The organism is Brachybacterium rhamnosum (assembly GCF_039526185.1).
Classification (GTDB): Bacteria; Actinomycetota; Actinomycetes; order Actinomycetales; family Dermabacteraceae; genus Brachybacterium; species Brachybacterium rhamnosum.
Genome location: NZ_BAAAIS010000001.1, coordinates 133,868 through 160,770 on the forward strand (window position 1 = coordinate 133,868; position 26,903 = coordinate 160,770).

21 protein-coding genes are annotated in these 26,903 nt (G+C 73.0%); 11 read left to right on the forward strand and 10 right to left on the reverse strand.

All coding sequences use genetic code 11. The annotated features are described in order from the left end of the window. Positions 1 to 23 precede the first annotated feature (23 nt). The 5 genes from ABD080_RS00665 to gcvT form a co-directional block, all read right to left on the reverse strand. Positions 24 to 1,175, reverse strand: a complete 1,152-nt coding sequence (locus tag ABD080_RS00665; protein ID WP_343903312.1) for a glycosyltransferase family 4 protein — start codon at positions 1,173 to 1,175, stop codon at positions 24 to 26. Between the two features lie 100 nt (positions 1,176 to 1,275). Then, entirely contained in the window at positions 1,276 to 2,487 is a 1,212-nt protein-coding gene (locus ABD080_RS00670) for a cobalamin-independent methionine synthase II family protein (protein WP_343903313.1), read from the reverse strand. Positions 2,488 to 2,603: 116 nt separating this feature from the next. Beyond that, positions 2,604 to 5,540: an aminomethyl-transferring glycine dehydrogenase gene (gene gcvP, locus ABD080_RS00675; RefSeq protein ID WP_343903314.1), complete on the reverse strand. Its 2,937-nt coding sequence runs from the start codon at positions 5,538 to 5,540 to the stop codon at positions 2,604 to 2,606. Positions 5,541 to 5,657: 117 nt separating this feature from the next. After that, on the reverse strand, positions 5,658 to 6,029 hold the full coding sequence (gcvH, locus tag ABD080_RS00680) for a glycine cleavage system protein GcvH (protein ID WP_343903315.1): 372 nt from the start codon (positions 6,027 to 6,029) through the stop codon (positions 5,658 to 5,660). 43 nt (positions 6,030 to 6,072) lie between these two features. Further along, the gene (gene gcvT, locus ABD080_RS00685) at positions 6,073 to 7,206 is read right to left on the reverse strand and encodes a glycine cleavage system aminomethyltransferase GcvT (RefSeq protein ID WP_343903316.1); all 1,134 of its coding nucleotides are present in this window, start codon (positions 7,204 to 7,206) and stop codon (positions 6,073 to 6,075) included. A gap of 136 nt (positions 7,207 to 7,342) precedes the next feature. On the opposite strand from gcvT, the gene ABD080_RS00690 reads away from it, so the two are divergent. After that, positions 7,343 to 7,921: a GNAT family N-acetyltransferase gene (locus ABD080_RS00690; RefSeq protein ID WP_343903317.1), complete on the forward strand. Its 579-nt coding sequence runs from the start codon at positions 7,343 to 7,345 to the stop codon at positions 7,919 to 7,921. Positions 7,922 to 7,952: 31 nt separating this feature from the next. Here ABD080_RS00690 and ABD080_RS00695 read toward each other — a convergent pair whose 3' ends face one another. Beyond that, on the reverse strand, positions 7,953 to 9,242 hold the full coding sequence (locus ABD080_RS00695; RefSeq protein ID WP_137771110.1) for an arginine deiminase: 1,290 nt from the start codon (positions 9,240 to 9,242) through the stop codon (positions 7,953 to 7,955). A 117-nt stretch (positions 9,243 to 9,359) separates the two neighbouring features. Between ABD080_RS00695 and ABD080_RS00700 the strand changes: the two genes are divergently transcribed. Together ABD080_RS00700 and ABD080_RS00705 are read left to right on the forward strand one after the other, a co-directional pair. Continuing rightward, on the forward strand, positions 9,360 to 10,208 hold the full coding sequence (locus ABD080_RS00700; RefSeq protein WP_137771111.1) for an aldo/keto reductase: 849 nt from the start codon (positions 9,360 to 9,362) through the stop codon (positions 10,206 to 10,208). Further along, positions 10,205 to 10,996: an SIR2 family NAD-dependent protein deacylase gene (locus ABD080_RS00705; protein WP_343903318.1), complete on the forward strand. Its 792-nt coding sequence runs from the start codon at positions 10,205 to 10,207 to the stop codon at positions 10,994 to 10,996. Before ABD080_RS00700 ends, ABD080_RS00705 begins: the two co-directional genes overlap by 4 nt. Positions 10,997 to 11,011: 15 nt before the next feature. Here the strand turns inward: ABD080_RS00705 and epsC are convergent, their stop codons facing one another. Both epsC and cysK read right to left on the reverse strand, forming a co-directional pair. After that, positions 11,012 to 11,605 carry a serine O-acetyltransferase EpsC gene (epsC, locus tag ABD080_RS00710; protein WP_264449581.1) on the reverse strand — a complete coding sequence of 198 codons (594 nt, stop codon included), beginning with the start codon at positions 11,603 to 11,605 and terminating at the stop codon, positions 11,012 to 11,014. A 3-nt stretch (positions 11,606 to 11,608) separates the two neighbouring features. Next, the gene (gene cysK, locus ABD080_RS00715) at positions 11,609 to 12,538 is read right to left on the reverse strand and encodes a cysteine synthase A (RefSeq protein WP_137771114.1); all 930 of its coding nucleotides are present in this window, start codon (positions 12,536 to 12,538) and stop codon (positions 11,609 to 11,611) included. A 202-nt stretch (positions 12,539 to 12,740) separates the two neighbouring features. Between cysK and ABD080_RS00720 the strand changes: the two genes are divergently transcribed. Continuing rightward, positions 12,741 to 14,291 carry a DUF5129 domain-containing protein gene (locus tag ABD080_RS00720; RefSeq protein WP_343903319.1) on the forward strand — a complete coding sequence of 517 codons (1,551 nt, stop codon included), beginning with the start codon at positions 12,741 to 12,743 and terminating at the stop codon, positions 14,289 to 14,291. Between the two features lie 80 nt (positions 14,292 to 14,371). On the opposite strand, the gene trpS is transcribed toward ABD080_RS00720, so the two are convergent. Beyond that, a complete protein-coding gene (gene trpS / locus ABD080_RS00725; protein WP_343903320.1) occupies positions 14,372 to 15,445 on the reverse strand; it encodes a tryptophan--tRNA ligase in 1,074 nt (357 codons plus the stop codon). Continuing rightward, complete coding sequence (locus ABD080_RS00730) at positions 15,442 to 16,449, reverse strand: LacI family DNA-binding transcriptional regulator (RefSeq protein WP_343903321.1); 1,008 nt, start codon at positions 16,447 to 16,449, stop codon at positions 15,442 to 15,444. The genes trpS and ABD080_RS00730 overlap by 4 nt, the downstream gene beginning before the upstream one ends. 159 nt (positions 16,450 to 16,608) lie before the next feature. Between ABD080_RS00730 and ABD080_RS00735 the strand changes: the two genes are divergently transcribed. The 7 genes from ABD080_RS00735 (at position 16,609) to ABD080_RS00765 (ending at position 26,889) form a co-directional block, all read left to right on the forward strand. Continuing rightward, on the forward strand, positions 16,609 to 17,904 hold the full coding sequence (locus tag ABD080_RS00735) for a sugar ABC transporter substrate-binding protein (RefSeq protein WP_137771118.1): 1,296 nt from the start codon (positions 16,609 to 16,611) through the stop codon (positions 17,902 to 17,904). A 109-nt stretch (positions 17,905 to 18,013) separates the two neighbouring features. Next, on the forward strand, positions 18,014 to 19,600 hold the full coding sequence (locus tag ABD080_RS00740; protein ID WP_343903322.1) for an ABC transporter permease subunit: 1,587 nt from the start codon (positions 18,014 to 18,016) through the stop codon (positions 19,598 to 19,600). A gap of 12 nt (positions 19,601 to 19,612) precedes the next feature. Further along, positions 19,613 to 20,506 carry a sugar ABC transporter permease gene (locus ABD080_RS00745; protein ID WP_137771120.1) on the forward strand — a complete coding sequence of 298 codons (894 nt, stop codon included), beginning with the start codon at positions 19,613 to 19,615 and terminating at the stop codon, positions 20,504 to 20,506. Between the two features lie 5 nt (positions 20,507 to 20,511). Further along, positions 20,512 to 22,488 (forward strand): glycoside hydrolase family 13 protein, encoded by a 1,977-nt coding sequence (locus tag ABD080_RS00750; protein ID WP_343903323.1) that lies wholly within the window; start codon positions 20,512 to 20,514, stop codon positions 22,486 to 22,488. A 100-nt stretch (positions 22,489 to 22,588) separates the two neighbouring features. Then, complete coding sequence (locus ABD080_RS00755; RefSeq protein ID WP_137771122.1) at positions 22,589 to 24,283, forward strand: glycoside hydrolase family 13 protein; 1,695 nt, start codon at positions 22,589 to 22,591, stop codon at positions 24,281 to 24,283. 80 nt (positions 24,284 to 24,363) lie between these two features. Then, positions 24,364 to 25,623: a carboxylate--amine ligase gene (locus ABD080_RS00760; RefSeq protein ID WP_137771123.1), complete on the forward strand. Its 1,260-nt coding sequence runs from the start codon at positions 24,364 to 24,366 to the stop codon at positions 25,621 to 25,623. A gap of 18 nt (positions 25,624 to 25,641) precedes the next feature. Next, entirely contained in the window at positions 25,642 to 26,889 is a 1,248-nt protein-coding gene (locus tag ABD080_RS00765) for a carboxylate--amine ligase (protein ID WP_137771124.1), read from the forward strand. Positions 26,890 to 26,903: the final 14 nt, after the last annotated feature.

Sequence of the window (26,903 nt, forward strand, 5' to 3'; positions counted from 1 at the left end):
GGATGCGACGGCGCGCTCCCGGTTCAGCGGACGGTGCGCTGGTGCACGTCCGCGTGCCGGGCGATCGCCGTCGCGTAGTGGCCGCGGAGCTGCTCGGCGAGGACCGGCCAGGTGCGCTTGCGCACCGAGTCCAGCGCCGCCCGCCCGAACGCGAGCCGCTTCGCGTCGTCGAACAGGAGATCCGCGGCGTGGTCGCGGAGCTCGTCGAGCATGCCCGGCGTGTACAGCCAGCCGGTCCGGCTCGGCGTCACGAGATCGACCGGTCCCCCGCGGCGCGGGGCGATGACCGGCAGCCCCGAGGCCATGGCCTCCTGGATGGTCTGCCCGAAGGTCTCGAGCTCGCCGGGGTGGATGAAGAGGTCCGCGCTCGCGAGGTGCGCGGCGAGGTCCGTGCCGGAGCGGAACCCCGCGAAGCGCGCCCGCGGCATGGCCCGGCGCAGCGCGTCCCGCTCGGGCCCGTCGCCCACCACGAGCAGCCGCACCCCCGGCGTGTCATGGATGACCTGGAGATCCGCGACCTGCTTCTCCGGAGCGAGGCGGCCCACGTAGACCACGAGCTTCTCGTCGGCCTCCGCGTAGCGGGCCCGCAGCCGGGCGCTGCGCAGCGACGGGGAGAAGAGGGAGGTGTCCACGCCGCGGCGCCACAGCGCGAGCCGCTCCACCCCGTGGGCCGCGAGCTGGTCACGGGTCGCGGTGGAGGGCGCGAGGTTCACGGTCGCACGGTTGTGGACGTCCTTGAGCAGCTGCCAGGACGCGGCCTCGAGGAACGGCATCCCGTACTTGGCGGTGTAGCCGGGGATGTCGGTCTGGTAGACGGCGACGGTGGGGACGCCGGCCTTCTGCGCGGCGACGACCGCACGACCCCCGAGGATCGTGGGCGAGGCGAGGTGGATGACGTCCGGGGCGAAATCGGCGATCCGGCGGCGCAGACCGGTCGCGCTCGCCGCCGCGATCCGCACGTCGGTGTAGCCGGCCAGCGGCACCGAGGCCACTCGGTGCACGCGGACCCGACGGCCACCCGAGGTGCGCCAGAAGCGGTCGGCGTGCGGCCACTGGGGGGCGATGATCTCGAGGTCGTCACCCTGGCCCGCGAAGTGGTCCACGACGCGGAGCACGGAGTTGGTGACGCCGTTCATGTGCGGAAGGAACGATTCGGTGATGACGAGGATCCTCACACCGGCGATGCTCCGCCCCCGCCGTTTCCACGGCCCCACCGACGTGTGACACATCGGGGACGCCCGGGTGAACTCTTCGCTCCCCCGGGCGCCCCGGCACTCAGAGGCGGGAGGAGGCGATCCGGGCGCCCGCGACGAGCGACTCGAGCTTCGCCCACGCGATGTCGGGGTGGATGCGCCCGCCCAGACCGCAGTCCGTCGAGGCAATCACGCGCTCGGGGCCGACGATCCGCGCGAAGCGCTCGATGCGCTGGGCGACGAGCTCGGGGTGCTCGACGACGTTGGTGGCGTGGGAGACGACACCGGGCACGATGACCTTGCCCTCGGGCAGCTCGACGTCCTGCCACACGGTCCACTCGTGCTCATGGCGCACGTTGCCGGCCTCGAAGGAGTAGTACTTCGCGTCGATCTCGAGCAGGAGACCCACGATGTGGCGCAGCTCGATGTCCGTCGTGTGGGGGCCGTGCCACGAGCCCCAGCACAGGTGGAACCGGGTCTGCTCGGTGGGCACGTTCGCGAGCGCGCGGTTCACGGCCTCGACGCGCTTGCGGGTGAAGGCGACGTAGTCCTCGACGCTCGGCTCGGGGTTGATCTGGTCCCAGTTCTCCGCGATCGAGGGGTCGTCGACCTGCACGATGAGGCCGGCCGCGGCGATCGCCTCGTACTCGGGAGCCATGACCTCGACCCAGGCGTCGAGGAAGGCGTCGACGGTCCCGTAGTGGGCGTCGACGATGCGGCTGCCGGAGCCCGGGGAGAGAGAGGGCAGGAAGCCGGTCGCGTAGCCCGAGGCGTCGAGCGCGGCGCGGAGGTTCGCGGTGTCCTGGGCGACGAGCTCCCGGCCCGCTGCCGAGTAGGAGACGGGGCCGGTCGCGGCCGGGAACGTCGTCTGCGCGCCGACGGTGATCCCGGAGGTCGGGTCCTGGTACGCGCGCTGGAAGATCGTCCAGTCGCGGCGGTCCGGGAAGACGGTCAGGCGCACGTCGCCGGGGGACGAGCGCACCGGCTCGGAGGAGAAGTGGTCCTCTCCCGTGAGCTCGAGGCCGTCGACGCGGTCGAAGATGTAGGACCACCAGGCGCCGTAGTTCACGGCCGAGGTCATGAGGTGGCCGTACTCGCCGTCGTTCGGGATCGAGATGCCGATCTCGCGCTGCTTGGCGACGACGTCCGCCACGGCCTGTCGCAGCACGCCGCGGAACTCGTCCGTGGGCTCCGGGGTCAGGCCGTCCTCGCCCACCTGGCGGGCGGAGTTGGCGGCGATGAGCTCGGGGCTGCGGGGCAGGGAGCCGGCGTGCGTGGTGAGGATCTCGGTCATACGTGCAGGCTAGCGGCCTGATCGTCCATTCGTCATCTGCGCGTCACGACCGTTCACATGCCGCCGGCCCGTCGGAGCGGTGCTCCGACGGGCCGGCGGCGGGTGGGGCGCCCTGCTCAGTCGCGGGGCCAGGTCGCCACGAGGTTGCGGTCCCCGTGCGCCTGGTCGATGCGGCGCACGGCGGGCCAGTACTTCGACTGGATCCGCATCTGGACGCTGTCGTGCACGGAGAGGTCCTCGGGCGTGGCCCAGGTGCCCGGGTACACGGCCACCTCGCGGGAGTAGGGGTGGGTCCACTCCCCCGCGACGACCGACGCCGCGGTGTGCGGGGCGCCCACGAGCGGGTTGTCGTCGGCCGGCCAGACGCCCGCGGCGACCTGCTCGGCCTCCTTCGCGATCATGAGCATCGCGTCGACGAAGCGGTCCAGCTCGACGAGGTCCTCGGACTCGGTGGGCTCGACCATGAGCGTGCCCGCCACCGGGAAGGACATGGTGGGCGCGTGGAAGCCGTAGTCCACGAGACGCTTGGCGACGTCGTCCACGGTGATCCCGGTGCGGGCGGTGAAGGGGCGCAGGTCCACGATGCACTCGTGGGCGACGAGCCCGTTCTCCCCCGTGTAGAGGATCTCGTACGCCTCGGAGAGCCGGGCGGCGAGGTAGTTCGCGGCGAGCACCGCGGAGGCGGTCGCGTGCCGCAGCCCCTCGGGTCCCATGAGCCGGATGTAGGTCCAGGAGATCGGGAGGATCGAGGCGGAGCCGTAGGGCGCCTGGGACACCGGGGCGCCGCCGTGCATCTGCGCGCCGGCCCCGGTCACGGGATGCTCGGCCTGCTGGATCGCGGGATGGCCGGGCAGGAACGGGGCGAGGTGCGCCTTCGCGGCGACCGGGCCCACGCCCGGCCCGCCGCCGCCGTGGGGGATGCAGAACGTCTTGTGGAGGTTCAGGTGGGAGACGTCGCCGCCGAACTCACCGGGCCGCGCGACCTGCAGCAGCGCGTTGAGGTTCGCGCCGTCCACGTAGACCTGGCCGCCCGCGTCGTGCACGAGCTGGCAGACCGTCCGCACCTGCTCCTCGTAGACGCCGTGCGTGGAGGGGTAGGTGATCATGATCGCGGCGAGCTCCTCGCCGTGGTCCTTGATCTTCTGCTGGAGGTCGTCGAGGTCGATGTTGCCGCGCTCGTCGGAGGCGACGACCACGACCCGCAGGCCGGCGTTCACGGCGGAGGCCGCGTTCGTGCCGTGGGCGGAGCTCGGCACGAGGCACACGTCCCGCGAGCCCTCGCCGCGGGAGGCGTGGTACGCGCGGATCGCGAGCAGGCCCGCGAACTCGCCCTGGGAGCCGGCGTTGGGCTGCAGGGAGACCGTGTCGTAGCCCGTGAGGTCCGCGAGCCACTGCTCGAGCTGGGTGACCAGCTCGAGGTAGCCCTCCACGTCCTCGCGCGGGGCGAGCGGGTGCACGGCGTTGAAGCCGGACCAGGTGATGCCCGCCATCTCGGTCGCGGCGTTGAGCTTCATCGTGCAGGAGCCGAGCGGGATCATCCCGCGGTCCAGCGCGAAGTCGCGGTCCGCGAGGCGGCGCAGGTAGCGCATCATCGCGGTCTCCGAGCGGAAGGAGGAGAAGACGGGGTGGCGCAGGTAGTCGACCTCGCGCGCGAGCTCCCCCCAGCCCTCGCCGGACTCCACGGGCGTGAGCTCGGCGCCCGGGGTCTCCGCGAAGGGGGCGAGCACCGCGGCGATCCCGGCGAGATCGGCCTCGGTGACCGTCTCGTCGAGGGAGAGGTGGACGACGTCCGCGTCCACGGCGCGAAGCAGCCATCCGGACTCCGCGGCGGCCGCGACGATCTCCGGCGCGCGGGCGGCCGTGCGGATCTCGAGGGTGTCGAAGAAGGAGTCGTGGACGAGCGCGAAGCCGCTCGCGCGCAGCTGCGCGGCGAGGGTCGCGGTGCGGTCCGCGACCTGCCCGCCGATCGCGGCGAGCCCCTCGGGCCCGTGGTAGACGGCGTACATGGCGGCCATGACGGCGAGCAGGACCTGCGCGGTCGTGATCGAGCTGGTCGCCTTCTCGCGGCGGATGTGCTGCTCGCGGGTCTGCAGCGAGAGCCGGAAGGCGGGGTTGCCGTCGGCGTCCACGGATATGCCGACGAGCCGGCCGGGCAGCTGCCGCTCGAGGCCCTTGCGCACGGCGACGAAGCCCGCATGGGGGCCGCCGAAGCCGAGCGGGATGCCGAAGCGCTGCGAGGAGCCGATGACGACGTCCGCGCCGAGCGAGCCCGGCGAGGCGAGGCGGGTGAGGGCGAGGAGGTCCGCGGCGACGATCGCGACGGCCTTGCTCGCGGTGACGGCGGCGAGCACCTCGCTCGGGTCCCACACGCGGCCGGAGGCGCCCGGGTACTGGACGAGGGCGCCGAGGTAGTCCTCCCCCTCGGGGGCCCCGTCGACCGCGAAGTCCACCTCGCGCAGCTCGATGCCGAGCCCCGCGGCACGGCCCGCGAGCACGTCCTTCGTGGCGGGGAGCGCGTCCGCGTCGATGAGGAACACGGGCGCCTTCCGCTTCGCGGTGCGGCGGGCGAGCATGAGCGCCTCCGCGGCGGAGGTCGCCTCGTCGAGGGTCGAGGCGTTGGAGACGTCCATCCCGGTGAGGTCGCAGATCATCGTCTGGAAGGTCAGGAGCGCCTCGAGGCGGCCCTGGGAGATCTCGGGCTGGTAGGGCGTGTAGGCCGTGTACCAGGCGGGGTTCTCGAGCACGTTGCGCTGGATGACCGCGGGGGTGTGCGTGCCGAAGTAGCCGGTGCCGAGGAGCGAGCGGCGCACGGTGTTGCGGTCGGCGAGGGCGCGCAGCTCGGCGAGGGCGACGGGCTCGGTGACGCCGGAGGGGACGGAGGTGGCCTCGCGGGCCTCCTCGTCGAGCAGGATCGTCGAGGGGACGGCGGCCTGCAGCATCTCGTCGAGCGTGGCGTAGCCGAGCGCGGCGAGCATGCGCTCCTGGGCGGCGGGGTCGGTGCCCACGTGCCGCGGCACGAAGGACTCGTGGGAGGGGACGGGCTGGGCGGTCATCGAGCTGGGGCTCCCGGGGGGTGAGGGGCGGGCGGCGGTGCGCGGCGGGGGTGGGCCGCACGAGGGGCAGGACGTCCGACGGCCCCGCGGCGGGTGCCGCGGGGCCGTCGGCTCCGCTCAGGACTGGGTGAGCTCGCGGTACTCGTCCGCGGAGAGCAGATCCTCCGGGAGCTCCTCGAAGCTCGCCTTGAGGAGCCATCCCTGCTCGAAGGGCGAGGAGTTCACGAGCTCGGGCGCGTCGACGACCTCCTGGTTCTGCTCGAGGACGGTGCCGTCGATCGGCGAGAACAGGTCCGAGACGGACTTCGTCGACTCGATCTCGCCCATCTCGGTGCCGGCGGTGAGCTCGTCGCCCACGGCGGGCAGGTCGACGTAGACGACGTCGCCCAGCTGGCCGGCGGCGAAGTCGGTGACGCCGATGACGGCGTGGCCGTCGGCGTCGATGCGGACCCACTCGTGGTCCTTGCTGTAGCGGATCTCGTCGGACATGGGGTGGTCCTTCCTCGGGGTGCGGAGGTCGTGCCGGACGGCGTCAGGCGCGGGAGTAGAAGGGGAGCTCGACGACGGCGACCGGGAGGTCCTTGCCGCGCACGTCGATCACGAGCGGTGTGCCGACGGCGGCGTGGTCGGGCCGCACGAGCGCGAGCGCGATCGGGTGGCCGAGGGTCGGCGAGAGCGCCCCGGAGGTGACGCGGCCGATCTCCTCGCCCTCCGGGGTCCGCACGGCGGCCTCGGCGCGGCCGGCGCGGCGGCCCTCGCCGGCGAGGCCGACGAGCACGGGGAGGGCGGAGGGATCCGCGGCCTCGTAGGCGGCGCGGCCCACGAAGTCCTCCTTGGAGCGCAGCGCCACGACGGGGCCGAGGTTCGCCTGACGGGGGTCGAGGTCGAGGGAGAGCTCGTGCCCGTACAGCGGCATGCCCGCCTCGAGGCGGAGGGTGTCGCGGCAGGCGAGGCCGCACGGCGTGAGGCGGTCCCCGCCGGCGGCGGTGAGCTGATCCCACAGCTGCTCGGCGAGCTCGTTCGGCACGTAGAGCTCGAAGCCGTCCTCGCCGGTGTACCCGGTGCGCGCGACCAGCAGCTCCTCGCCGCGGTAGGTGCCCGCCAGCGCCCGGTAGTAGCGCAGGGCCGCGAGGTCCTCCGCCGTGAACCCCTCCGTGCCGCCGTCGGCCCCGAGCAGCGCCGCCACGAGGATCTCCTCGCTCGCAGGTCCCTGCACGGCGATCAGCGCGGTCTCGAGGGAGGCGTCGCGCACCTCGGCGTCGAAGCCGGCGGCGCGCTCCTGCAGCGCGGCGAGGTCCGCCGCGGCGTTCGAGGCGTTGGGGACGGTGAGGAAGTGGTCCTCGGCGAGGCGGTAGGTGATGAGGTCGTCGATGACGCCGCCGTCCTCGGCGAGCAGCAGCGAGTACTTGGCCCGGCCCACGCTCATCGAGGAGAGCTTCCCGGCGAGCGCGTGGTCGAGCAGGTCCCCCGCCTGCGGGCCGCGCACGTGGATCTCCCCCATGTGCGAGAGGTCGAAGAGCCCCGCGGAGGTGCGCACGGCGGCGTGCTCGGCGAGGTCGGAGCCGTAGCGGACGGGCATCCTCCAACCGGCGAAGTCGGTGAACGTCGCACCGAGGCGCTCGTGCACCTGCTCGAGGGGGGTGCTGCGGAGGTCCGACGCGGACATGGGTCTCCTTCGAGGTGCTGGCCCTGACGCGCCCGGCACGGCCGGACGCATGGTCACCCTACCGCCAGCCCGCGGTGGTCACGGCGAGTTCGGCGGAGCCCGCCGCCAGGCCCCCGCCGCCCGGTACGGTGGGGGCGTGACGACGACGGGCGCCTGGGAATGGCCGGTGCGGATGCAGAGCGACAGGCTCTCGATCCGTGAGGCCCGCGAAGCCGACCGTCCCGCCCACATCCGCCTCATGACGGACCCCGTGACGCGGGAGTACCTCGGCGGCAGCGTCGACTACGCCTCGCGCCAGGCGCTCGAGCTCTCCCCCCTCGGCCTCAGCTGGGGCCAGTGGGCGCTAGCGCTGCGCGAGGACGACGCGATGATCGGCTCGATCAGCCTGGACCGCGACCGCGGCGAGCTCTCGCTCAGCTACGCGCTGCTGCCCGAGCGCACCGGCCAGGGCTACGCCGCGGAGGCGTGCCTCGCCGTGCTCGCCTGGGCGCAGGAGCATCTCGAGGACCGGCACGTCATCGCCGTCACCCAGACCCGGAACAAGCGGAGCGTGGCGCTGCTGCGCCGGCTCGGCTTCACCGTGCGCCAGGGGCTCGAGGAGTTCGGGGCCCAGCAGCTGCTCATGGAGCGCTCCCTGCTCGAGGCCCTGCCCACGCTCCCCGCCGCGCTGCAGACCTCCGCGGACCCGCCGCCGCCCACGCGCCGCCGGGCCTGAGCGGGCCCCGCACCGGCCCCTCCGCCCCCCCTCAGCCGCGGGACACGGGGCAGCTCATGCACCGCGGGCCGCCCCGGCCGCGTCCGAGCTCGTCCCCGTCGAGCTCGAGCACCTCGATGCCGAGCGAGCGCAGGTGGTCGTTGGTCGCGCTCGCTCGGGCGTAGGCGACGACGCGGCCGGGGGCGACCGCGAGCACGTTGCAGCCGTCGTCCCACTGCTCCCGCGCCGCGGCCGTGGGATCGAGCGGGGGCGTGATCACCCGCAGCGCGTCGACCCCCATCCCGCGGGCGAGCACCGCGTCCATCTCGCCCGCCGGGTGCGCCCGGGTGACGAGTCCTCCGGGACCCTGCTCGATCTCGATGGTCTCCAGCGGGCCGAGCGGTCCGTAGCGCAGCATCGACTCGTGGTCCACGACGGTGGTGACGGTGTCCAGGTGCATCATCGAGCGCCGGTGCGGGAGGGCGATCGCGACGACCCGCTCGACGGTGCCCTCCCCGCGGGCGGCGTCCTCGAGCAGGGCCGCGGCGAGGTGCTCGACCCCCACCGCGCTCGTGCGCTCGGAGAGCCCCACCGCGACGGTCCGCGGCGAGAGCACCATGACGTCGCCGCCCTCGAGGGTCGCACGGCCGCCGCCGTGGCCCGGCGCGTGCACCCGTCGCAGTCCCGTCGATCCGGCCCCGGCGCCCTCGCCCGTGCCGGCGAAGCGCGGGTGGTGGCGGTACACCGCCTCGAGATGGAGGGACTCGCGCCGGCGCGCACCCCGGCGCATGGGGCTCAGCACCGCGGTGTCCCCGATCCAGGCCGAGGGGTCCCGGGTGAACAGGTGGTTCGGCAGCGGGTCGAGCACCATGTCGTCCTCGGCCGCGAGCTGCAGGGCGAGGGAGCGGGGGGTGACGCCCAGCGCCCGCAGCTCCCCCACCGTGATCCCGCCGAGGAGGATCGTGAGCAGTCGGTCGGGGTCGAGCGCGCGGAAGGCGGCGCGGAGATCGGCCGCGGCCATGTCGCCGAGCACCCACGGGTCCAGGGTGCCCTCCAGCAGCTCCTCGCGGGCCGCGGGATCGGCGAGCACGCCCCGGAGGAGGTCCGCGAGGCGCAGCACCTCCGCCCCCTCGCCCTCGAGCAGGGTGATGAAGTCCTCGTGCTGGGCGCGGGCGCGGTCGCCCCACAGGACCTCGTCGAAGAGGAAGCGCTCCCGGGTGTCCGGGGTGAGGCGGTCGATCTCCGGCCCCGGCGTGTGGACGATCACCGAGCGCAGGGGCGAGATCTCGTCGAGGACCCCGAGGACCGGACGGGCGGGACGGGCGGGCGGCGCGGCGGTCATGGCTCTCCTTCACCTCGCGGTGCGTGCACGCTACCAGCGGCCCTCCCCGGTGCACCCGGACCTCGCCGGGCGGACTAGCCTGGTGACGTCCGAGACCCGCTCCCCGGAGGAGAACCCATGTCCGAGACCACCGGCCTCAGCATCCCCACCACGACCCTCGCCGACGGCACCCCCTTCCCGCTGATCGGCCTCGGCACCGGCCAGCCCAAGGGGCCCGCGGGCGCCGAGGTCGTCGCGGCCGCGCTGCGCGAGGGCTACCGCCTCGTCGACACCGCCGCCCAGTACGGCAACGAGACGGCCGTGGGCGAGGGCGTGCGCCGCTCCGGCGTGGACCTCGACGAGGTGCTCGTCGCGACGAAGATCGCGGGCGGCGACCAGGGCCGCGCGGAGGCCCGCGTGGGCTTCCAGGAGTCCCTGCGCCGGCTGGGCCTGGACCGCGTGGCGCTGCTGCTCATCCACTGGCCGAACCCCTCGCGCGGTCTCGCCCTGGACACCTGGCGCACCCTCATCGACCTCAAGGAGGAGGGCCTCGCCCAGCACATCGGCGTCTCCAACTTCCGCCCCGAGCAGCTCCAGGAGCTCTTCGATGCGACGGGCGTGTGGCCCGAGGTCAACCAGATCCAGCTCTCCCCCGCCCTGCCCCGCCAGGAGTCGCTCGCCTTCCACGCCGAGCACGGGATCGTCACCGAGGCCTGGGGCCCGCTCGGCGGCCGCGAGGGCCTGGGCGAGCAGTTCGCGCTGCGCAAGGTCGCCGAGAAGCACGGTGTGAGCACCTCCCGCGTGATCCTGCGCTGGACGATCGACCAGGGCGTCGTCGTGATCCCCCGCTCCTCGAACCCGGAGCGCCGCCGGGAGAACGCGACCCTCGACGGCTTCACCCTCGACGACGCCGACCGCGCGCTGCTCGCCTCCCTCGACCTCGGCGAGGAGACCGCTTGGGACTCCCGTGAGCACGAGGAGTGGTGACCTCCCCCCGTCGCAGCGCGTTCGTCCCCGGCCCTGAGCACCACCGCATCGTGGTGCTCACCGGGGCGGGGCTGAGCGCCCGGACGGGGCTGGGCACGTTCCGGGGGCCGGGCGGCGTGTGGGACCTCGAGCCCGAGCTCGAGGCGGCCATGCACGCCGGCCGGCTCCCCGGCTCGATCCCGCAGCTGTGGAGCGTGTGGGGCCGCATGGCGGGGATCGCCGCGGCTCACGGCCCCACCCCCGGCCACCGCGCGCTCGCCCGGATGGGCGCGCACGTGATCACGCAGAACATCGATGGGCTGCACCAGGCGGCGGGGAGCGAGGACGTCGCGGAGCTGCACGGCAGCGCGCTGCGGGCCACCTGCCTGGACGCGTGCTGCGACTGGCGCGCCCCCACGACCCCCGGCCCGGGTGAGCGCGCGGAGGACCACGGCGTGCCCGCGGCGTGCCCGGTGTGCGGGGCGCCGACCCGGCCGGACGTGGTGCTCTTCGACGAGCAGCTGCCCGCGACGGATCTCGACCTCGCCCTCGAGCTCGCCCGCTCGGCGGATCTCTTCGCCGCGGTGGGCACGAGCGGCGTCGTCTTCCCGGCGGCGCAGCTCGCGCCCCTCGCGAGGGAGGCGGGCGCGCTGACCGTGCTCGTCGACCTCGACCCGCCGTCCCAGGCGGGGCCGCGCACGGGCTTCGACCTCGTGATCGAGGGCGACGCCCATGAGGTGCTCCCCGCATGGGAGCGCGCCGTCAACGGCGTCGCCCAGCGGAGCTTCCTGGACCCCTTCGGCTCCTGACCCCGCGGCGCGGGCTCAGATGTAGATCGCGGGATCCATCTGCTCCTCGGGATGGGCGGCGCCGCGCCGCACCGTCGCCGGGACGCCCACGGCGGTGGCGCCGTCGGGCACGTCCTTGACGACGACGGCGTTGGCGCCGATCTGCGCGCCCGCACCGACCAGCACGGGGCCGATGATGCGGGCGCCTGCGCCGATGACCGCGCCGTCCCCGACGGTGGGGTGGCGCTTGACCCGCTGCATGGAGCGGCCGCCCAGCGTGACCCCGTGGTAGAGCATGACGTCGTCGCCCACCTCGGCGGTCTCCCCCACCACCACGCCCATGCCGTGGTCGATGAAGAAGCGTCGGCCGATGGTCGCGCCGGGGTGGATCTCCACGCCGGTGATCGAGCGGGCGCCCTGGGCGAGCACCACGGCGGCGGTGCGCGAGGGGCGGTCGCCGCGCGCCCACAGGCGGTGCGCAGCACGGTGCACCCAGATCGCGTGCAGCCCCGGCGAGCTCAGGAGCATCGTGAGGTCGTCGGTCGAGGCGGGGTCACGTCGACGCGCCGCCGCGAGGTCCTCGCGGACGCTCGCGACGGCGTCGAGGACGCGGTCGAGGGGACGGGGCACCCGTCAGTCCATGTACTCGGCGTACAGCGGGGTGGAGAGGTACCGCTCGCCGAAGGACGGGACGATGACGACGATCGTCCTGCCGGCGAGCTCCTCGCGGGAGCCCACGCGCACGGCGGCCTCGATCGCGGCGCCGGAGGAGATGCCGACGAGCAGACCCTCGCTGCGGGCGACGGAGCGGGCGCGCTCCATGGCGGTCTCGGCGTCGATGTCGAGGACCTCGTCGTAGACCTCGGTGTCCAGGAGGGCGGGCACGAAGTTCGCTCCGATGCCCTGGATCTTGTGGGGGCCGGGCTGGCCGCCGTTGAGGATCGCGGACTCCTCGGGCTCGACGGCGAAGACCTTCACGCCGGGCTTGCGCTCCTTGAGCACCTGGCCCACGCCGGTGATGGTGCCGCCGGTGCCGATGCCGGCGACGATCGCGTCGACCTCGCCCTCGGTGTCGGACCAGATCTCCTCCGCGGTGGTGTCGCGGTGGATCTGGGCGTTCGCCTCGTTCTCGAACTGCTTGACCTGGACGGCACCGGTCTCCGCGGCGATCTCCTGGGCCTTCTCGACGGCGCCCTTCATGCCCTTGGGGGCCTCGGTGAGCACGAGCTCCGCACCGAAGGCGCGCAGCAGCGCGCGGCGCTCCTTGGACATCGACTCGGGCATCGTGAGGACGACCTTGTAGCCTCGCGAGCTGCCGATCATGGCGAGCGCGATGCCGGTGTTGCCGGAGGTCGCCTCGACGATGGTGCCGCCGGGCTGCAGCTGGCCGGACTTCTCCGCGGCGTCGATCATGGCCACGCCGATGCGGTCCTTGACGGAGTTGGCGGGGTTGTAGAACTCGAGCTTCGCGAGCACGGTCGCCTTGACGTCCTCGCCCAGATGGTTCAGGCGCACGAGCGGGGTGCGGCCGACGAGCTCGGAGACGTTCTCATAGATGGGCATGCGGTTTCTCTCCTGTCCTGGGGCGGCCGCCACGGCGGTCCGCGGAGTCCGTGCAAAGTTCTGCTTCTGGGGAGTATAGGTGGGACCACCTGGACATCGGGGAGCCCCGTCCACCCTGCGTCATGCGGCGACGACCGGCGTCGGGCGGAGCTCCCGACGATCGTCGGCCCGTCGGCGGCGGGAGCCTGCCTACGGTGGGGTCATGAGCGCATCACCAGTCCCCGTCATCGCCGACGCCCTGCCGCCGGGCGCCGGAAGCCGCCCGCACGAGCGGAGCCACCGCCTGCTGATGCTCGCCCTCGCCCTGCTGGCCCTCCTCGCCCCGCTCGCGGCGGTCCCCGCCGCGCACGCGACGCCGCCCGCCGTCGAGGTCCTCGACGAGGCCGGGGTGCTCGGCGATCCGCAGGCGGTCGAGGACCGCATCTCCGCGGTCTCCTTCCGCGAGGAGGTGCAGCTCGAGGTGCTCACCCTCGACTCCGCGACCCAGGACGTGGACACCTCGGACGACCGCGTCCTCAACGACGCCGTCCTCGCCTACGCCCGCGCGGAGCACCCGGAGTGGATCGACGGGGACACCTGGGCGGACGGCGTCGTGATCGTCGCGCTCGACCCGGTCCAGCGCAAGCTCGGCACCTACGCCGGCGACGACGTCAAGCTCTCCGACAGCGGCTTCGAGGACGTCCAGGACGCGATGCGCGACGACGCCGCCGACGGCGCCTGGGAGGACGCGCTCGAGGCCGGGGCGCAGGAGTACGCGGACCTCCTGGGGCGTCCCTGGTGGCAGAGCCCCGGGGGGATCCTCGGCGCGGCCGTCGCCCTCGTGCTCGTCGCGATCGGCGCGATCTCCGCCCTCTGGCGCGGCGCGGGCGTGCGCCACCGCGTCGCCGAGGCCCGGGCCCGGCACGAGGACGTCCGCACCCGCCGACGGGAGACCGAGGACGCCGCGGCGCGGATCCCCCGCGACTCCGCCTACGGCGCCGCGGTCCTCGCGGACGTCGAGGACCATCGCCGCTCGGCCGACGAGGCGGAGCGCCTGGCCCAGCAGCTCCCGGACCGCCCAAGACCGCTCTGGGGCATCTCCCCCACCACCTCCCGTCTCGGGGAGGACTACGAGGAGGCGGTGGGCACCGCCGACGCCGCGGACGACACCATCATCAACGCGGCCCACCTGCTGGGCCGCTCGGGGGACCATCGCGCCGCCTGGCAGGAGGAGCGGCGACCGCTCGACGAGTCCCTCGCCGCGGTCGAGGAGACCATCCTCGACTCCGAGGTCGAGGAGAAGGGCCCGAGCGCGGCCGCGGACGCCCTGCGCGCGACCGCCCGCGAGGTCGCCCCGGAGCTCGAGCAGGTCTCGCGCGACTACCTCGAGGGCGCCCGGACCCCGGACGAGTGCCTCGAACGACTCGACGAGCTGACCGCTCGCCTGGCGACCGCGAGCTCCCGGCTGCGGGATGAGGTCATCGGCGCCCGCGCGGAGGACCGCGACGAGATCGAGCTGATGCGGCAGGCCGAGCCGGAGAAGGGCTTCGTGAGCGAGTTCCCCAGCTCGGTGCGGGGACGCCGACAGGCCCGGCACCCGGCGGCCTACGCCACGGACTACTCGCTGAGCCCCGTGCTGTGGACGGGCGCCTGGTACGGCGGGGCGACGTCGGCCCTGGACACCCACCGCCACCCGCCGGCCTCCTCGAGCGGCAGCACGAGCGGCTACTCGGGCGGCGGCTTCTCCGGCGCGGGCAGCTCGAGCAGCTTCTGAGCCCGCCCTCCCCGTCGACGCGAGGCGGCCCGGACCCCCGACGGGATCCGGGCCGCCTCTGCATCCGGCTGCTCAGCGGATCAGTAGACCATCCCCATGACCTCGCGCACGTGCGCGAGGGTCTCGTCGGCGACGGCGTTCGCGCGCTCGTTGCCCGCGCGGAGCACGGAGAAGAGGTACCCGGGATCCTTCTCGAGCTCGGCGCGACGGGCGCGCAGCGGGGCGAGGTGCTCGTTGATCAGCTCCGCGGTCATGATCTTGAGGGTGCCGGCGCCCTTGTCGCCGATCTCCTCCGCGATCTCCTCCGGCGTGCGGTCGGAGCAGAGAGACGAGAGCATGAGCAGGTTCGCGACCTCGGGGCGGTTCTCGGGGTCGTAGGTGATCAGCCGCTCCGAGTCCGTCTTCGCCTTCTTGATCTTCTTGAGCGTCTCCTCCGGGCTCATCCGCAGCATGACGGTGTTGCCGAGGGACTTGCTCATCTTCGCGGAGCCGTCGAGGCCCAGGATCGTGGGCGCCTCGGAGAGCAGCGCGTCGGGCTCGGGGAAGTACGCCTCACCGCCCGCGTAGCGCTCGTTGAAGCGCCGGGCGATGACGCGGGTCTGCTCGATGTGCGGCAGCTGGTCCTTGCCCACGGGGACGAGGTTGCCGTGGCAGAAGAGGATGTCCGCCGCCTGGTGCACGGGGTAGGTGAGCATGAGGCCGCCCATGGCCGTCTTGCCCGCCGCCTGCAGCTCCGCCTTTACGGTGGGGTTGCGCTCGAGCTCGGGCTGGGTGACCAGGGACAGGAACGGCAGCATGAGCTGGTTCAGGGCGGGCACCGCGGAGTGCGTGAAGATCGTGGAGCGCTCGGGGTCGATCCCGGCGGCGAGGTAATCGGTGAGCAGCTCGCGCACGGAGCCCTGGATGTCTCCGAGGATCTCGCGGTCGGTGATGACCTGGTAGTCCGCGACGATGACCCAGCTCTCCACCCCGGCGTCCTGCAGCCGCACCCGGTTGCGCAGCGAGCCGAAGTAGTGGCCGATGTGCAGGGCCCCGGTGGGGCGGTCGCCGGTGAGCATCCGGAGCCCCGAGGGGTCGGTGCGGATCTTCTCCCAGAGGGCGTCGCTGCGCTTCTGGGAGGTGGAGTAGCTGTCGGTGCGGTCTGTCTCGGTCACCGCCCCATGCTAGCGGCCGCGCCGGTCGAGCCGCGGGCCACGAGCTGGGGCCGGACCACGACCTCCGTGCGGGCGGGCCGGCGGGACTGCTCCCCGCCGCCGAGGGCCGCGCGCACGGCGGCGCGTGCGAGGGCCGGCACGGCCTGTCGCACGGTGGTCAGCGGCGGGTTCGTCAGCGCCGCCCAGAAGACGTCGTCGTAGCCGACGACGGAGACGTCCCCGGGCACGCTCAGCCCCATGGCGCGGACCGCCTCGAGGGCGCCCGCCGCCATGACGTCGGACCCGCAGACGATCGCGGTCGCGCCGCGGTCCACGAGGTCGCGCGCGGCCTCGTAGCCGCCCGCGTAGGAGAAGTCCGTGAAGGCGACGGGACGGTCCTCGGGCGCGGCGGCGGCCATGCCCTCGTCGAAGGCGCGGAGCTTCTCGCGCACCGGCCAGGTGTGCTCGTCGCCCATCGCCAGGCCGATCCGGCGGTGGCCGAGGTCCTGGAGGTGGCTGAGGGCGGAGCGCACGGCGTGCTCGTCGTCCGTGGAGAGGTAGGCGGCGTCGAGGTCGTCGCGCACGCCGTTGACGAGCACGAGCGGGGTGCCTGCGGCGATCACCTCGCGGTAGTGGTCCATGGGGCCGACCTCCTGGGCGTGGTGGCCGGAGACGACGATGATCGCCTCCGCCCCGCTCGAGAGGAAGCGCTGGAGGATCTCCCGCTCGCGGTCCACGGTCCGCGCGCGCATCCCGACCAGGAGCGAGGCGCCGCGCTCGAAGAGCTCCGCCTCGATCCGCTCCGCCCACGCGGTGAACACCTGGTTCTCGAGGTCCGGGACGAGCAGGCCCACGAGCGGCCCGCTGCGGACGGCGTCGAGGCCCACGTCGCGGCCGAGCCGCCGCGCGACGTCGATGACGACCCGCCGGGTCTCCTCGTTGACGCCGCTGCGGCCGTTGAGCACCCGCGAGACGGTCGCCTCGCTCACACCGGCCTCCTGGGCGATGTCGATGAGTCGTGCCATGCCGCCCATCCTCTCCGATCGTGGCTCCATCGCCGTGACCGATTCGTTGCCTGCAAGATCTTGCGTATTCTTGCACATCCTCCATCCGTGGATCTACAGTGCTCACATCATTCACCGGCCCAAGGGTGGTCCGGGATGACACGATTCGAAGGAGAAGACGTGCTGATCCGTCGCAAGAACTTCCTGGCCCTCAGCGGTGCCGCCACCGCCACTGCCCTGCTCGCCGCCTGCGGCGGTGGCTCCTCCGACGACGCGGGCACCACCGGTGGCGCCTCCGACGCCGGCGGGGCCTCGGGCGCCTCCGACGCGGGCGGCGCCGTCACCCGCGCCGACGCCGACCTCGTCATCTGGACCGACGAGGAGAAGGCCGTCTCCCTCGAGGAGCCGGCCAAGGCGTGGGGCGAGGCCAACGGCCTCACCGTCGCGGTGCAGACCGTCGCCGAGGACCTCCAGCCCAACTTCATCACCGCCAACCAGGCCGGCAACGGCCCGGACATGATCGTCGCGGCCCACGACTGGATCGGGAACCTGGTCCAGAACAGCTCCATCCAGCCCGTGCAGCTCCCGGCCGCCGCGACCGAGGCCATCGCCCCGATCGGCCTCGAGGCCGTGACCTACGACGGTCAGACCTACGGCGCCCCCTACGCGGTCGAGACCCTCGTGCTCTTCGCGAACAAGGCCCTCACCGACGTCCCCGAGCCGAAGACGGTCGAGGAGCTCGTCGAGGCCGCGAAGGCCGGCGGCGCCGAGAACGTCCTCGCGCTCCCGGTCGGCGAGCAGGGCGACGCCTACCACATGGAGCCCTTCTACACCTCGGCCGGCGGCTACCTCTTCGGCAAGGACGGCGAGGGCAACTTCGACCCGTCCGACGTCGGCGTCGGCAAGGAGGGCTCGATCACGGCCGCCGAGAAGATCGGCGAGCTCGGCAAGGACGGCGTGCTGAAGACCTCGATCTCTGGCGACAACGCGATCTCCCTGTTCACCGACGGGAAGGCCGCCTACCTGGTCTCCGGCCCGTGGGCGCTCGAGGACATCCGCACCGCGAAGATCGACTTCGCCATGAGCGCCGTCCCCGGCTTCGAGGGCATGGACCCCGCGGTGCCCTTCGCGGGCGTCAACGCCTTCTACGTCGCGACCAACGGCAAGAACCCCGCCTTCGCGCAGCAGTTCGCGACCGCGGTCGCCTCCTCCGCGGACATCGCCGAGCAGATGTTCCCGAAGAACGAGCTGCCCCCGATCAACCTCGAGCTGCAGGAGAAGCTCTCCGGCGACTACCCCGAGATCGTCAAGATCGCGGAGCTCGCCGGCAGCGCCGAGCCGATGCCCGCGATCCCCGAGATGGCCGCCATCTGGGGCCCGCTCGGCCAGGCCGACGCCAACATCGTCGGCGGCGCCGACCCGGAGTCGACCATGACCTCCGCGGGCGAGGAGATCACCAAGCAGATCGGCGGCTGACCGCCCCCCAGGTGATCCCGAGCGGGGTGCGCCGCGATCGCGCCGCACCCCGCTCCCCCTCCGCCGGCACCCCGCCGGCCCTCCGCCGTGACCGAAAGGCAACGCCGCCATGTCCTCCGCCCAGGCGCCCGCGCACCGCGAGCGCACCACGACCATCCCCGCCGTGATCGCCCGCGTGGTGCTGCTCGGCGCCGTCCTCGCGGTGGTCGCCTTCACCGTCCCGATCGCCGTCGCCCAGAAGCAGTGGATGTGGCTCGTGGTCATGCTGCTCGCCGCGGTCGCGATCTTCGTCGTCTACTCGACCAAGCGCTTCATCCCGGGGAAGTACCTCCTGCCGGGCACGCTGTTCCTCGCCGTCTTCCTCATCACCCCGATCGTCCTCACGATCGGCTACTCGTTCACGAACTTCGGCGACGGCACCCGCGGCACGAAGGAGCAGGCGATCGAGCAGATCGTCGCGAACTCCGTGCAGCAGACGGACGACTCGACCTGGTACAACATGTCGGTCGCGGTCGAGCCGGGCGGCGACGCCGCGGCCGGTCCCTTCACCCTCCTGCTCGTGGACCCCGCGAGCGGCGAGGTGCTCGCGGGCGACGCCGAGACCTCCCTCGAGCCGGTCCCCGCCTCCGACGTCACCGTCACCTCGGGCTTCGTCACCGCCGCGAAGGACTACGAGGTGCTCGACGCCCGCCAGGTCAACACGGCCTACAAGGCGCTGCAGGAGCTCGCGGTCCCCGTCGACGACACCTCCGCGGTGCGCGTCCAGGGCGCGAACCAGGCCTTCGTCGGCACCACCGCCCTCTCCTACGACGAGGCGAGCGACACCATCACGAACGCGGCCACCGGCGAGACCTACACGGTCGGCAAGGTCGGCGACTCCGAGTACTTCGTCGGCGCGGACGGCAAGCGCGCCTTCAGCCAGTCCTGGCTGCAGGGCGTGGGCGGCGAGAACTACCTGCGCCTGTTCACCAACGGCGCGATCGCCAAGCAGTTCGGCGCCGCCTTCGTGTGGACCCTCGTCTTCGCGCTCGGCTCGGTGCTGCTGACCTTCGTGGTCGGCTTCGCCCTCGCGCTCGTGCTCAACGACGAGCGGATGAAGGGCCGGCGCCTGTACCGCTCCGTGCTGCTGCTGCCCTACGCCGTGCCCGGCTTCATCTCGCTGCTGGTCTGGTCGAGCTTCTACAACAAGGACTTCGGCCTCATCAACGAGACCCTGGGCCTCTCGCTGAACTGGATGGGCGACCCGACCCTCGCCAAGGCGGCCGTGCTGCTGACGAACCTCTGGATGGGCTTCCCGTACATGTTCATCGTCTCGACGGGTGCGCTGCAGGCGATCCCGAACGACGTCATGGAGGCCGCGCGGATGGACGGCGCGAACCGCCTCCAGACCACCGTCAAGGTCGTCACGCCGCTGCTGCTGGTCGCGGTCTCCCCGCTGCTCGTGGCGAGCTTCGCCTTCAACTTCAACAACTTCAACGCGATCCAGCTGCTCACCGAGGGCGGACCGTTCCTCCCCGGCGAGTACACGCGCGGCGGCACGGACATCCTCATCTCGATGATCTACCGCATCGCCTTCGGCGGCTCGGGGGCCGACTTCGGCTTCGCCTCCGCCGTCTCCGTCGCCCTGTTCGCCCTCACCGGCATCCTCGCGGCGATCCAGTTCCGGTTCACGAACGTCCTCGAAGACGTCAACTGAGAGGCGGCCACCATGAGCACTCCCCCCACCTCCGTCACCCAGCAGCGACGTCTCCCGTTCGGCCGCTGGTTCGCCGAGATCGGCTGGCGCCACGTCGTCGGCATCCTCGCCGTCCTCTTCGCGATCTTCCCGATCCTCTTCGTGGTCTCCGCCTCGCTCAACCCGCTCGGCACGGTCTCCTCGACCGGGATCATCCCGAAGTCCTTCAGCCTCGTGCACTACCGCGAGCTCATCTCCGGCGCGCGCGGGCCCTTCCTCACCTGGTACCTCAACACGATCATCGTGTGCGTCGTCGTCGCCGTGGTGCAGGTGTTCCTCTCGACCCTCGCCGCCTACGCGTTCAGCCGCTTCCGCTTCGCGGGTCGCCGGATCGGCCTGCTCTCGCTGCTGCTGATCATGATGTTCCCGTCGGTGCTCGCGATGATCGCCGTGTACACGATGATCTCGGGCCTCGGCCAGATCTTCCCGGGCCTCGGCCTGAACTCACTGCCCGGCTACATCGTGGTCCTGCTCGGCGGGTCCCTGGGCCAGGTGTGGCTCATCAAGGGCTTCTTCGACACCGTGCCGAGGGAGCTCGACGAGGCCGCGATCATCGACGGCGCGAGCCACTGGCAGGTCTTCTCCCGGATCCTGCTGCCCACGCTCACGCCGATCCTCGCCACGACCGTGCTGCTCGCCCTCGTGGGCGTGCTCAGCGAGTTCCTGCTGGGCTCGATCTTCCTCACGGCGAACGACAAGAAGACCCTCGCGGTGGGCCTGTACGGCCTGCTCTCGGGTGACCGCTCGAACAACCTCGGCGTCTTCGCCGCGGGCTCCGTGATGATCATGATCCCGGTGATCGTGCTGTACCAGTTCCTCCAGCGCTACATCGTCGGCGGCTCGACCGCCGGCGCCGTGAAGGGCTGATCCCCGTGACCGATCTCCTCGTCGGCCCTCCCGGCCTCCCGCCCGTCGACGACTCCGGCGTGCCGCTCGCGGAGCAGCCGCACCACGACGGCGGCCCCCGCCACGTGCGGCACGAGGGCGCGCTGCGCCTCGGCGACCACGCCGTCCTGCGCGTGTGGGTGCCCGCCGCGTACCCGGTGCGCGCCGTCGCGCTGCGGGCCATGGTCGACGGGGAGATCCTCACCGCCACGCTCGAGGAGGAGCCCGCCTCCCCCGGCGAGCGCGGCCGCTGGTTCACGACGACCCTCGTCGCCGCGAACCCCGTGGTGGGCTACCGCTTCTGCGTGCTCGCCGATCCCGGCGCGGTCACCGCCTCCGGTGCCCCCGTGCCCGCCTACGCCTGGCTCACCGCCGCGGGCCTCGTCCCCTGGGACGTGGCCGACGCGACCGACTTCCGCCTCGTGGCCCACGACCCGGCGCCGGAGTGGGTCGACGACGCGGTCGTCTACCAGGTCTTCCCGGACCGCTTCTCCCGCAGCGCCCGCGTGCCCGTCGATGCCGAGGGCCGCCCCGCCCCCGCGGAGCTGCCCGACTGGGCGGTGCCCATGGCCTGGGACGAGGAGCCCGCCGTGCGCGGCGATCTCACGGGCCGCCAGTACTACGGCGGCGATCTCGACGGGGTCATCGACCGGCTCGACCACATCGCCTCCCTCGGCGCGGACACGCTCTACCTCACGCCCGTCTTCCCCGCCGGCTCCGTGCACCGCTACGACGCCTCGACCTTCGACCGCGTGGACCCGCTGCTGGGCGGCGACGAGGCCCTCGCCCGGCTCTCCGCGGCGCTGCACGAGCGCGGCATGCGCCTGCTGCTGGACCTCACCACGAACCACACGGGCGCGACCCACGAGTGGTTCCGCGCCGCCCAGGCGGACCCTGCCTCCGAGGAGGCCGGCTTCTACCTCTTCACCGATCACCCGGACGGCTACGTCAGCTGGCTCGACGTCGCCTCGCTGCCCAAGCTCGACCTGCGCTCCGACGCGCTCCGGGACCGCCTCACCCGCGGCCCCGGCTCGGTGGTGGGCCGCTACCTCGACTCGCCGATCGAGGCCGACGGTTGGCGCATCGACGTCGCCAACATGACCGGGCGCCACCGCGACGTGGACGTGACCCACGAGGTGGCGCGGGAGATCCGCGGCACCCTGCGGGAGGCGCAGGAGCGCACCGGCCGGGAGACCTGGCTGATCGCCGAGCACGGCCACGACGCGTCGGGGGACCTCGCCGGTGACGGCTGGCACGGCACCATGAACTACGCGGGCTTCACCCGCCCGCTCTGGGCCTGGCTCGCCGATCCCGGCTCGAGCCTGAACTGGCTCGGGCTGCCGATGACGCTCCCCTCCCTGCCGGGCACCGCCGTGCGCCGCACCCTTGCCGGCTACGGCGCCCACCTCCCCTGGCCCTCCCGCCTGCACTCCCAGAACCAGCTCTCCAGCCACGACACCCCGCGCACCCGCTCGGTGGTCGGGACGCGGGAGCGGCAGCTCGTCGCCGTCGCCGCCCTCGCGACCCTCCCCGGCGTGCCGACCCTCTTCGCCGGCGACGAGATCGGCGCCGAGGGCCTCACCGGGGAGCACTCCCGCACCCCGATGCCCTGGGACGCGATCGCCGCCGAGGACGTGACGGCCGTGGACACCGCAGTGCTCGCCGCGACCCGCGCGCTGCTGGGCCTGCGCCGCGAGGAGGTCGCGCTGCGCCGCGGCGGCCTTCGCTGGCTCCATGCCGGGGCCGACTCCCTCACCTTCGTGCGCACCCACCCGGACGGCGACGTGCTCGTGCACCTCGCGCGCGACGCCCATCCGCCGGTCCTGCTGGACCCGCAGGGACCCGGCCCGGCCGGGGCCCCCGCCGTGCGGGCGGTCGTCGGCGCGGTCACGGCCGAGGTCGACGGGCCCGTGCTCCGCCTCGCGGCCACGGGCCCCGGCGCGGTCGTGATCGCCCTGTCCTGAGCGGCGTCCTCGCCGCTCCCGCACCGAACACCCGCCCCGCGGTCCCGATACACCTGAGAACCTGTCCCGAGCCTCGGGCACCACCACCGGAAGGACCCCCATGACCCTCGCCCCCGCGCCCCTCGAGCAGTCCGCATCGTCCGAGCAGGCCGCCCGTGCCGAATGGTGGCGCGACGCCGTCGTCTACCAGGTGTACCCCCGCTCCTTCGCCGACAGCGACGGCGACGGCATGGGCGACCTCCCCGGCGTGACCGCCCGCCTGCCCTACCTCCGCGATCTCGGGGTCGACGCCCTCTGGCTGTCCCCCTTCTACACCTCGCCCCAGAACGACGCCGGCTACGACGTCGCCGATTACACGGACGTCGACCCCCGGTTCGGCACCCTCGCCGACGCCGACACCCTGATCGGGCAGGCGCACGCCCTGGGCCTCAAGGTGATCGTGGACCTCGTCCCGAACCACTCCTCGAGCGACCACGTGCTCTTCCAGCAGGCGCTCGCCGCCGCCCCCGGCTCCCCCGAGCGGGACATGTACGTGTTCCGCGAGGGTCGCGGCGAGCACGGCGAGCTGCCCCCGAACAACTGGACCTCGATCTTCCACGGCCCCGCCTGGACCCGCGTCACGGAGGCCGACGGCACCCCCGGCCAGTGGTACCTGCACATCTTCGACACCACCCAGCCGGACTGGAACTGGGAGAACCCCGCCGTCCACGAGATGTTCCAGGGCGTGCTGCGCTTCTGGCTCGACCGCGGGGCCGACGGCTTCCGGGTCGACGTCGCGCACGGCATGGTCAAGCCCGAGGGTCTGCCGGACGCGACCGTCAACGCCGAGGGGCTCATCGACATCCCCGAGGGCGAGGTGCCCGTCTACTTCGACAACGACGGCGTGCTGGACATCTACCGCGAGTGGCGCCCGATCGTCGACTCCTACGAGGGCGACCGCATGATGGTGCTCGAGGCCTGGATCCCCGAGCACCGCCTGCCGCTCTACATCGGCAGGGAGGAGGCTCACCAGTCCTTCAACTTCGGCTTCCTCCAGGCCCGCTGGGGCGTGGAGACGATGCGCGCCGCGATCGAGAAGCCGCTCGCCCTCGCCGACGCCGTCGACGCCCCCACCACCTGGGTGCTCTCCAACCACGACGTCATCCGCCACGCCTCCCGCTACGGCTTCGCCCCCGACCACGCCTTCGGCGAGGGCCTCGCGCGCGACGAGGTGCCCGATGCCGCGCTGGGCCTCGCCCGCGCTCGCGCCGCGACCCTGCTCATGCTCGCCCTGCCGGGCGCCGCCTACCTGTACCAGGGCGAGGAGCTGGGCCTGCCGGAGGTGCGCGACATCCCCGACGAGCTGCGCGAGGACCCCTCCCACCACCGCGCGGGCGTCCCCGGCCGCGACGGCTGCCGCGTGCCGCTCCCCTGGGAGCAGCACGCGCCCGCCTTCGGCTTCTCCGCGACCGGCGAGTCCTGGCTCCCCCAGCCCGCCGAGTTCGGCCCGCTCGCCGCGGACGCCCAGTCCGGCCGCGAGGGATCGACGCTCGAGATGTACCGCCGCGCTCTCGCGCTGCGCTCGGAGCTCGGCCTGGGCCGGCCCGGGGAGGGCGTCGCCTTCCTCGAGGGCCTGCCCGCCGGGGTGCTCGGCGTGCGCCGCGGCGAGGTGACGGTGCTCGTGAACACCTCGGAGGAGACCGTCGCCCTGCCCTCCGCGCTCGCGGGCGCCGAGGTGCTCGTCGGCTCCGGGGAGCGCCCGGCCCCCGCCGGCGAGCTCCCCGCGGACACCGCCGTCTGGCTGCGCACGGCCTGACACCCGCTCCCGGCGTGACCTGGGCCGCGCAGCCGTGTGGCTGCGCGGCCCGGGCCCGAGCCCTCGTTAGGATCGCCCCTATGCGCACGCCCTCCACGCCGACCGATCCCGGCTTCGACGTCGTCGTCCTCGGGGCGGGACTGAACTCCCTGAACCTGACGATCGCCTTCCACCAGCAGTACGGGATGCGATGCACCACCGTGGTGCGGATCCCCGTGGAGATGAACGCCCGCACCGTCTCCACCGACCTCGTCGAGCTCGGCGCCGACGCGACCGACGAGGACATGCGCGACGCACTCCTCGACCTCGCCGCCCAGCGCCCCGAGGGACGGCCCGCCCTGCTGCTGACGAACGCCGACTCGCTGATCGCCTTCATCAACCGCTTCCGCGCCGACCTCGAGCCGCACTACCTGCTCGCCCAGGTGCCCGCGGAGCTCCTCGAGCGCCTCGCCGACAAGGCGGAGTTCGCCGAGCTGTGCGAGGAGCTCGGCATCGGCACGGTCCCCACCGTCGTCGTCGACTTCTCCCGCCAGGAGGAGGAGGGCTGGAACGGCACCGCGGAGCTGCCCTGGTCCTACCCGGTCGTCGGCAAGGCCGCGAACACGGCGGAGTACCACGACGTGCACTTCCCCGGGAAGCGCAAGGTGTTCTTCCTCGAGTCCGCCGCGCAGCAGCAGGAGCTCATCGCGGACCTCCGCGCCGCCGGCTTCACGGGGCGCTTCCTGTTCCAGGAGCTGATCCCCGGGGACGACACCGCCGAGCGCTCGATCACCGCCTACCGCAGCAGCCGTGGGAAGGTCACCCTGCTGTGCGCCGCGCAGGTGCTGCTGGGCGAGCACACCCCGGAAGCGCTGGGCCGCCCGGCCGCGATGGTCACCGGCGACTTCCCGACCCTCACCGACGCCGCCGCCCGCTTCCTCGACGCGGTGGACTACGTGGGCTTCGCGAACTTCGACGTGAAGGTCGACCCCCGCACCGGCCGCGAGTGCTTCTTCGAGATCAACCCGCGGATCGGCCGCAACAACTACTACGTCACCGCGACCGGCGAGTCCGTCGCCCGGCACGTCGTCGAGGACCGCGTCCACGGGCGGGACATCACGCCCGTGCGGGTGACGGAGCCCGTGCTCTACTCGATCCTCCCGGTGCCTCTCGTACTGCGCTACCTGCGCGACCCGGTGCTCCGATCGCGCGTGAGGCGCCTGGCCCGCACGCGCCTGGCGAACCCCTTCCGCTACGGCCCCGAGGGCCTGTGGATGCGCGCCTACGCGACCGTCTCCGGGCTGAACTTCGTGCGCAAGTACCGCGCCGTCTACCCGCGGCCCACCGACTCCGGCTTCTGAGCAAAGGACCTCTCCCCCATGACCGGCACCCCGAGCACCCCCGGCGTCGACCTCGTCCTGCTGGGCGGCGACATCGGCGTCTACGCCCTCGCCCGCGCCTTCCACGAGCGCTACGGCACCGTCGCGACCGTCGTCACGCGCACCGTCTCCGGGCCCGTCGCGGACTCGCGCCTCCTCACCACCCGTGAGCTCGGCGCGGACGCCTCCGAGGACGCCATGGTCCGGGCGCTGCTCGCCGTGGGCCGCGAGAAGAAGGCCGCCGGCCTGCGCCCGATCCTGCTCGCCAACGCCGACTTCCTGGTGCTGCTCATCGCGAACCACCGCGAGGAGCTCGGCGAGCTCTTCCACCTGCCGCTGCTCGGGGACGACGTCCTCGCCGCGGTCGCCGACAAGGCGACCTTCTCCCTCACCTGCGAGGAGATCGGCGTGCCCACCCCGGGCACGATCGTCCTGGACTTCGCGGGCGGTGCGCTCCCGGAGATCCCGGAGATCCCCTGGGACTTCCCGGTCGTCGCGAAGGCCTCCCGCTCCTCGGCGTACTCCGCCGTGAGCTTCCCCGGCAAGCGGAAGGTCTTCGAGATCGCGGACCGCGCCGAGCTCGAGGACCTCGCCGGGCGGCTCCAGAGGGCCGGCTACACCGACCGCTTCGTCGTGCAGGAGCTCATCCCCGGTGACGACACCTCCATGCTCTCGGTGACCGCGTACGTCGACACCCGCGGCGAGGTGACCCTGCTCGGCGGCGCCCACGTGCTGCTCGAGGAGCACACCCCCGGGGCGCTCGGGAACCCGGCCGCGATGTTCACGACGGACCTCGGCGACGTGCTCGTGCAGTCCGAGCGGTTCCTGCGCCGCACCGGCTACCGCGGCTTCGCGAACTTCGACGTGAAGGTGGACCCCCGCGACGGCGTCGCGAAGTTCTTCGAGGTGAACCCGCGGATCGGCCGCAACAACTACTACATGACCGCCGCCGGGGCGAACGTCGCGATCCCCGTCGTCGCGGACATGGTCGAGGACCGTGCGATCGAGCGCATGGTCCCCACCGCGGAGATCCTCTACTCGATCGTCCCGTGGGCGCTGCTGCGGCGCTACATCGTCGACCCGGCGCTGCGGGCCCGGGTGCGCGCGATCGGCCGGCGCCGCACGGTGCACCCGCTCGCCTCGCCCGTCGAGGGGCCGCGCCGACGCGGCTACGTCGCGGTCGCGAAGGCCAACCAGGTGCGCAAGTTCCTGCGCCACTACCCCAGGCCCACGGCGCTCGGGTTCTGAGCACCCCCGCTCCC

Coding starts and splice junctions, on each gene's coding strand:
- ABD080_RS00670 (WP_343903313.1), bottom strand. CDS start 2,487: ATGACCGAGATCCTCACCACGCACGCCGGCTCCCTGCCCCGCAGCCCC.
- gcvP (WP_343903314.1), bottom strand. CDS start 5,540: ATGACCGCCCAGCCCGTCCCCTCCCACGAGTCCTTCGTGCCGCGGCAC.
- gcvH (WP_343903315.1), bottom strand. CDS start 6,029: ATGTCCGACGAGATCCGCTACAGCAAGGACCACGAGTGGGTCCGCATC.
- gcvT (WP_343903316.1), bottom strand. CDS start 7,206: ATGTCCGCGTCGGACCTCCGCAGCACCCCCCTCGAGCAGGTGCACGAG.
- ABD080_RS00695 (WP_137771110.1), bottom strand. CDS start 9,242: ATGACCGCCGCGCCGCCCGCCCGTCCCGCCCGTCCGGTCCTCGGGGTC.
- ABD080_RS00700 (WP_137771111.1), top strand. CDS start 9,360: ATGTCCGAGACCACCGGCCTCAGCATCCCCACCACGACCCTCGCCGAC.
- cysK (WP_137771114.1), bottom strand. CDS start 12,538: ATGCCCATCTATGAGAACGTCTCCGAGCTCGTCGGCCGCACCCCGCTC.
- ABD080_RS00720 (WP_343903319.1), top strand. CDS start 12,741: ATGAGCGCATCACCAGTCCCCGTCATCGCCGACGCCCTGCCGCCGGGC.
- ABD080_RS00730 (WP_343903321.1), bottom strand. CDS start 16,449: ATGGCACGACTCATCGACATCGCCCAGGAGGCCGGTGTGAGCGAGGCG.
- ABD080_RS00740 (WP_343903322.1), top strand. CDS start 18,014: ATGTCCTCCGCCCAGGCGCCCGCGCACCGCGAGCGCACCACGACCATC.
- ABD080_RS00745 (WP_137771120.1), top strand. CDS start 19,613: ATGAGCACTCCCCCCACCTCCGTCACCCAGCAGCGACGTCTCCCGTTC.
- ABD080_RS00755 (WP_137771122.1), top strand. CDS start 22,589: ATGACCCTCGCCCCCGCGCCCCTCGAGCAGTCCGCATCGTCCGAGCAG.
- ABD080_RS00760 (WP_137771123.1), top strand. CDS start 24,364: ATGCGCACGCCCTCCACGCCGACCGATCCCGGCTTCGACGTCGTCGTC.
- ABD080_RS00765 (WP_137771124.1), top strand. CDS start 25,642: ATGACCGGCACCCCGAGCACCCCCGGCGTCGACCTCGTCCTGCTGGGC.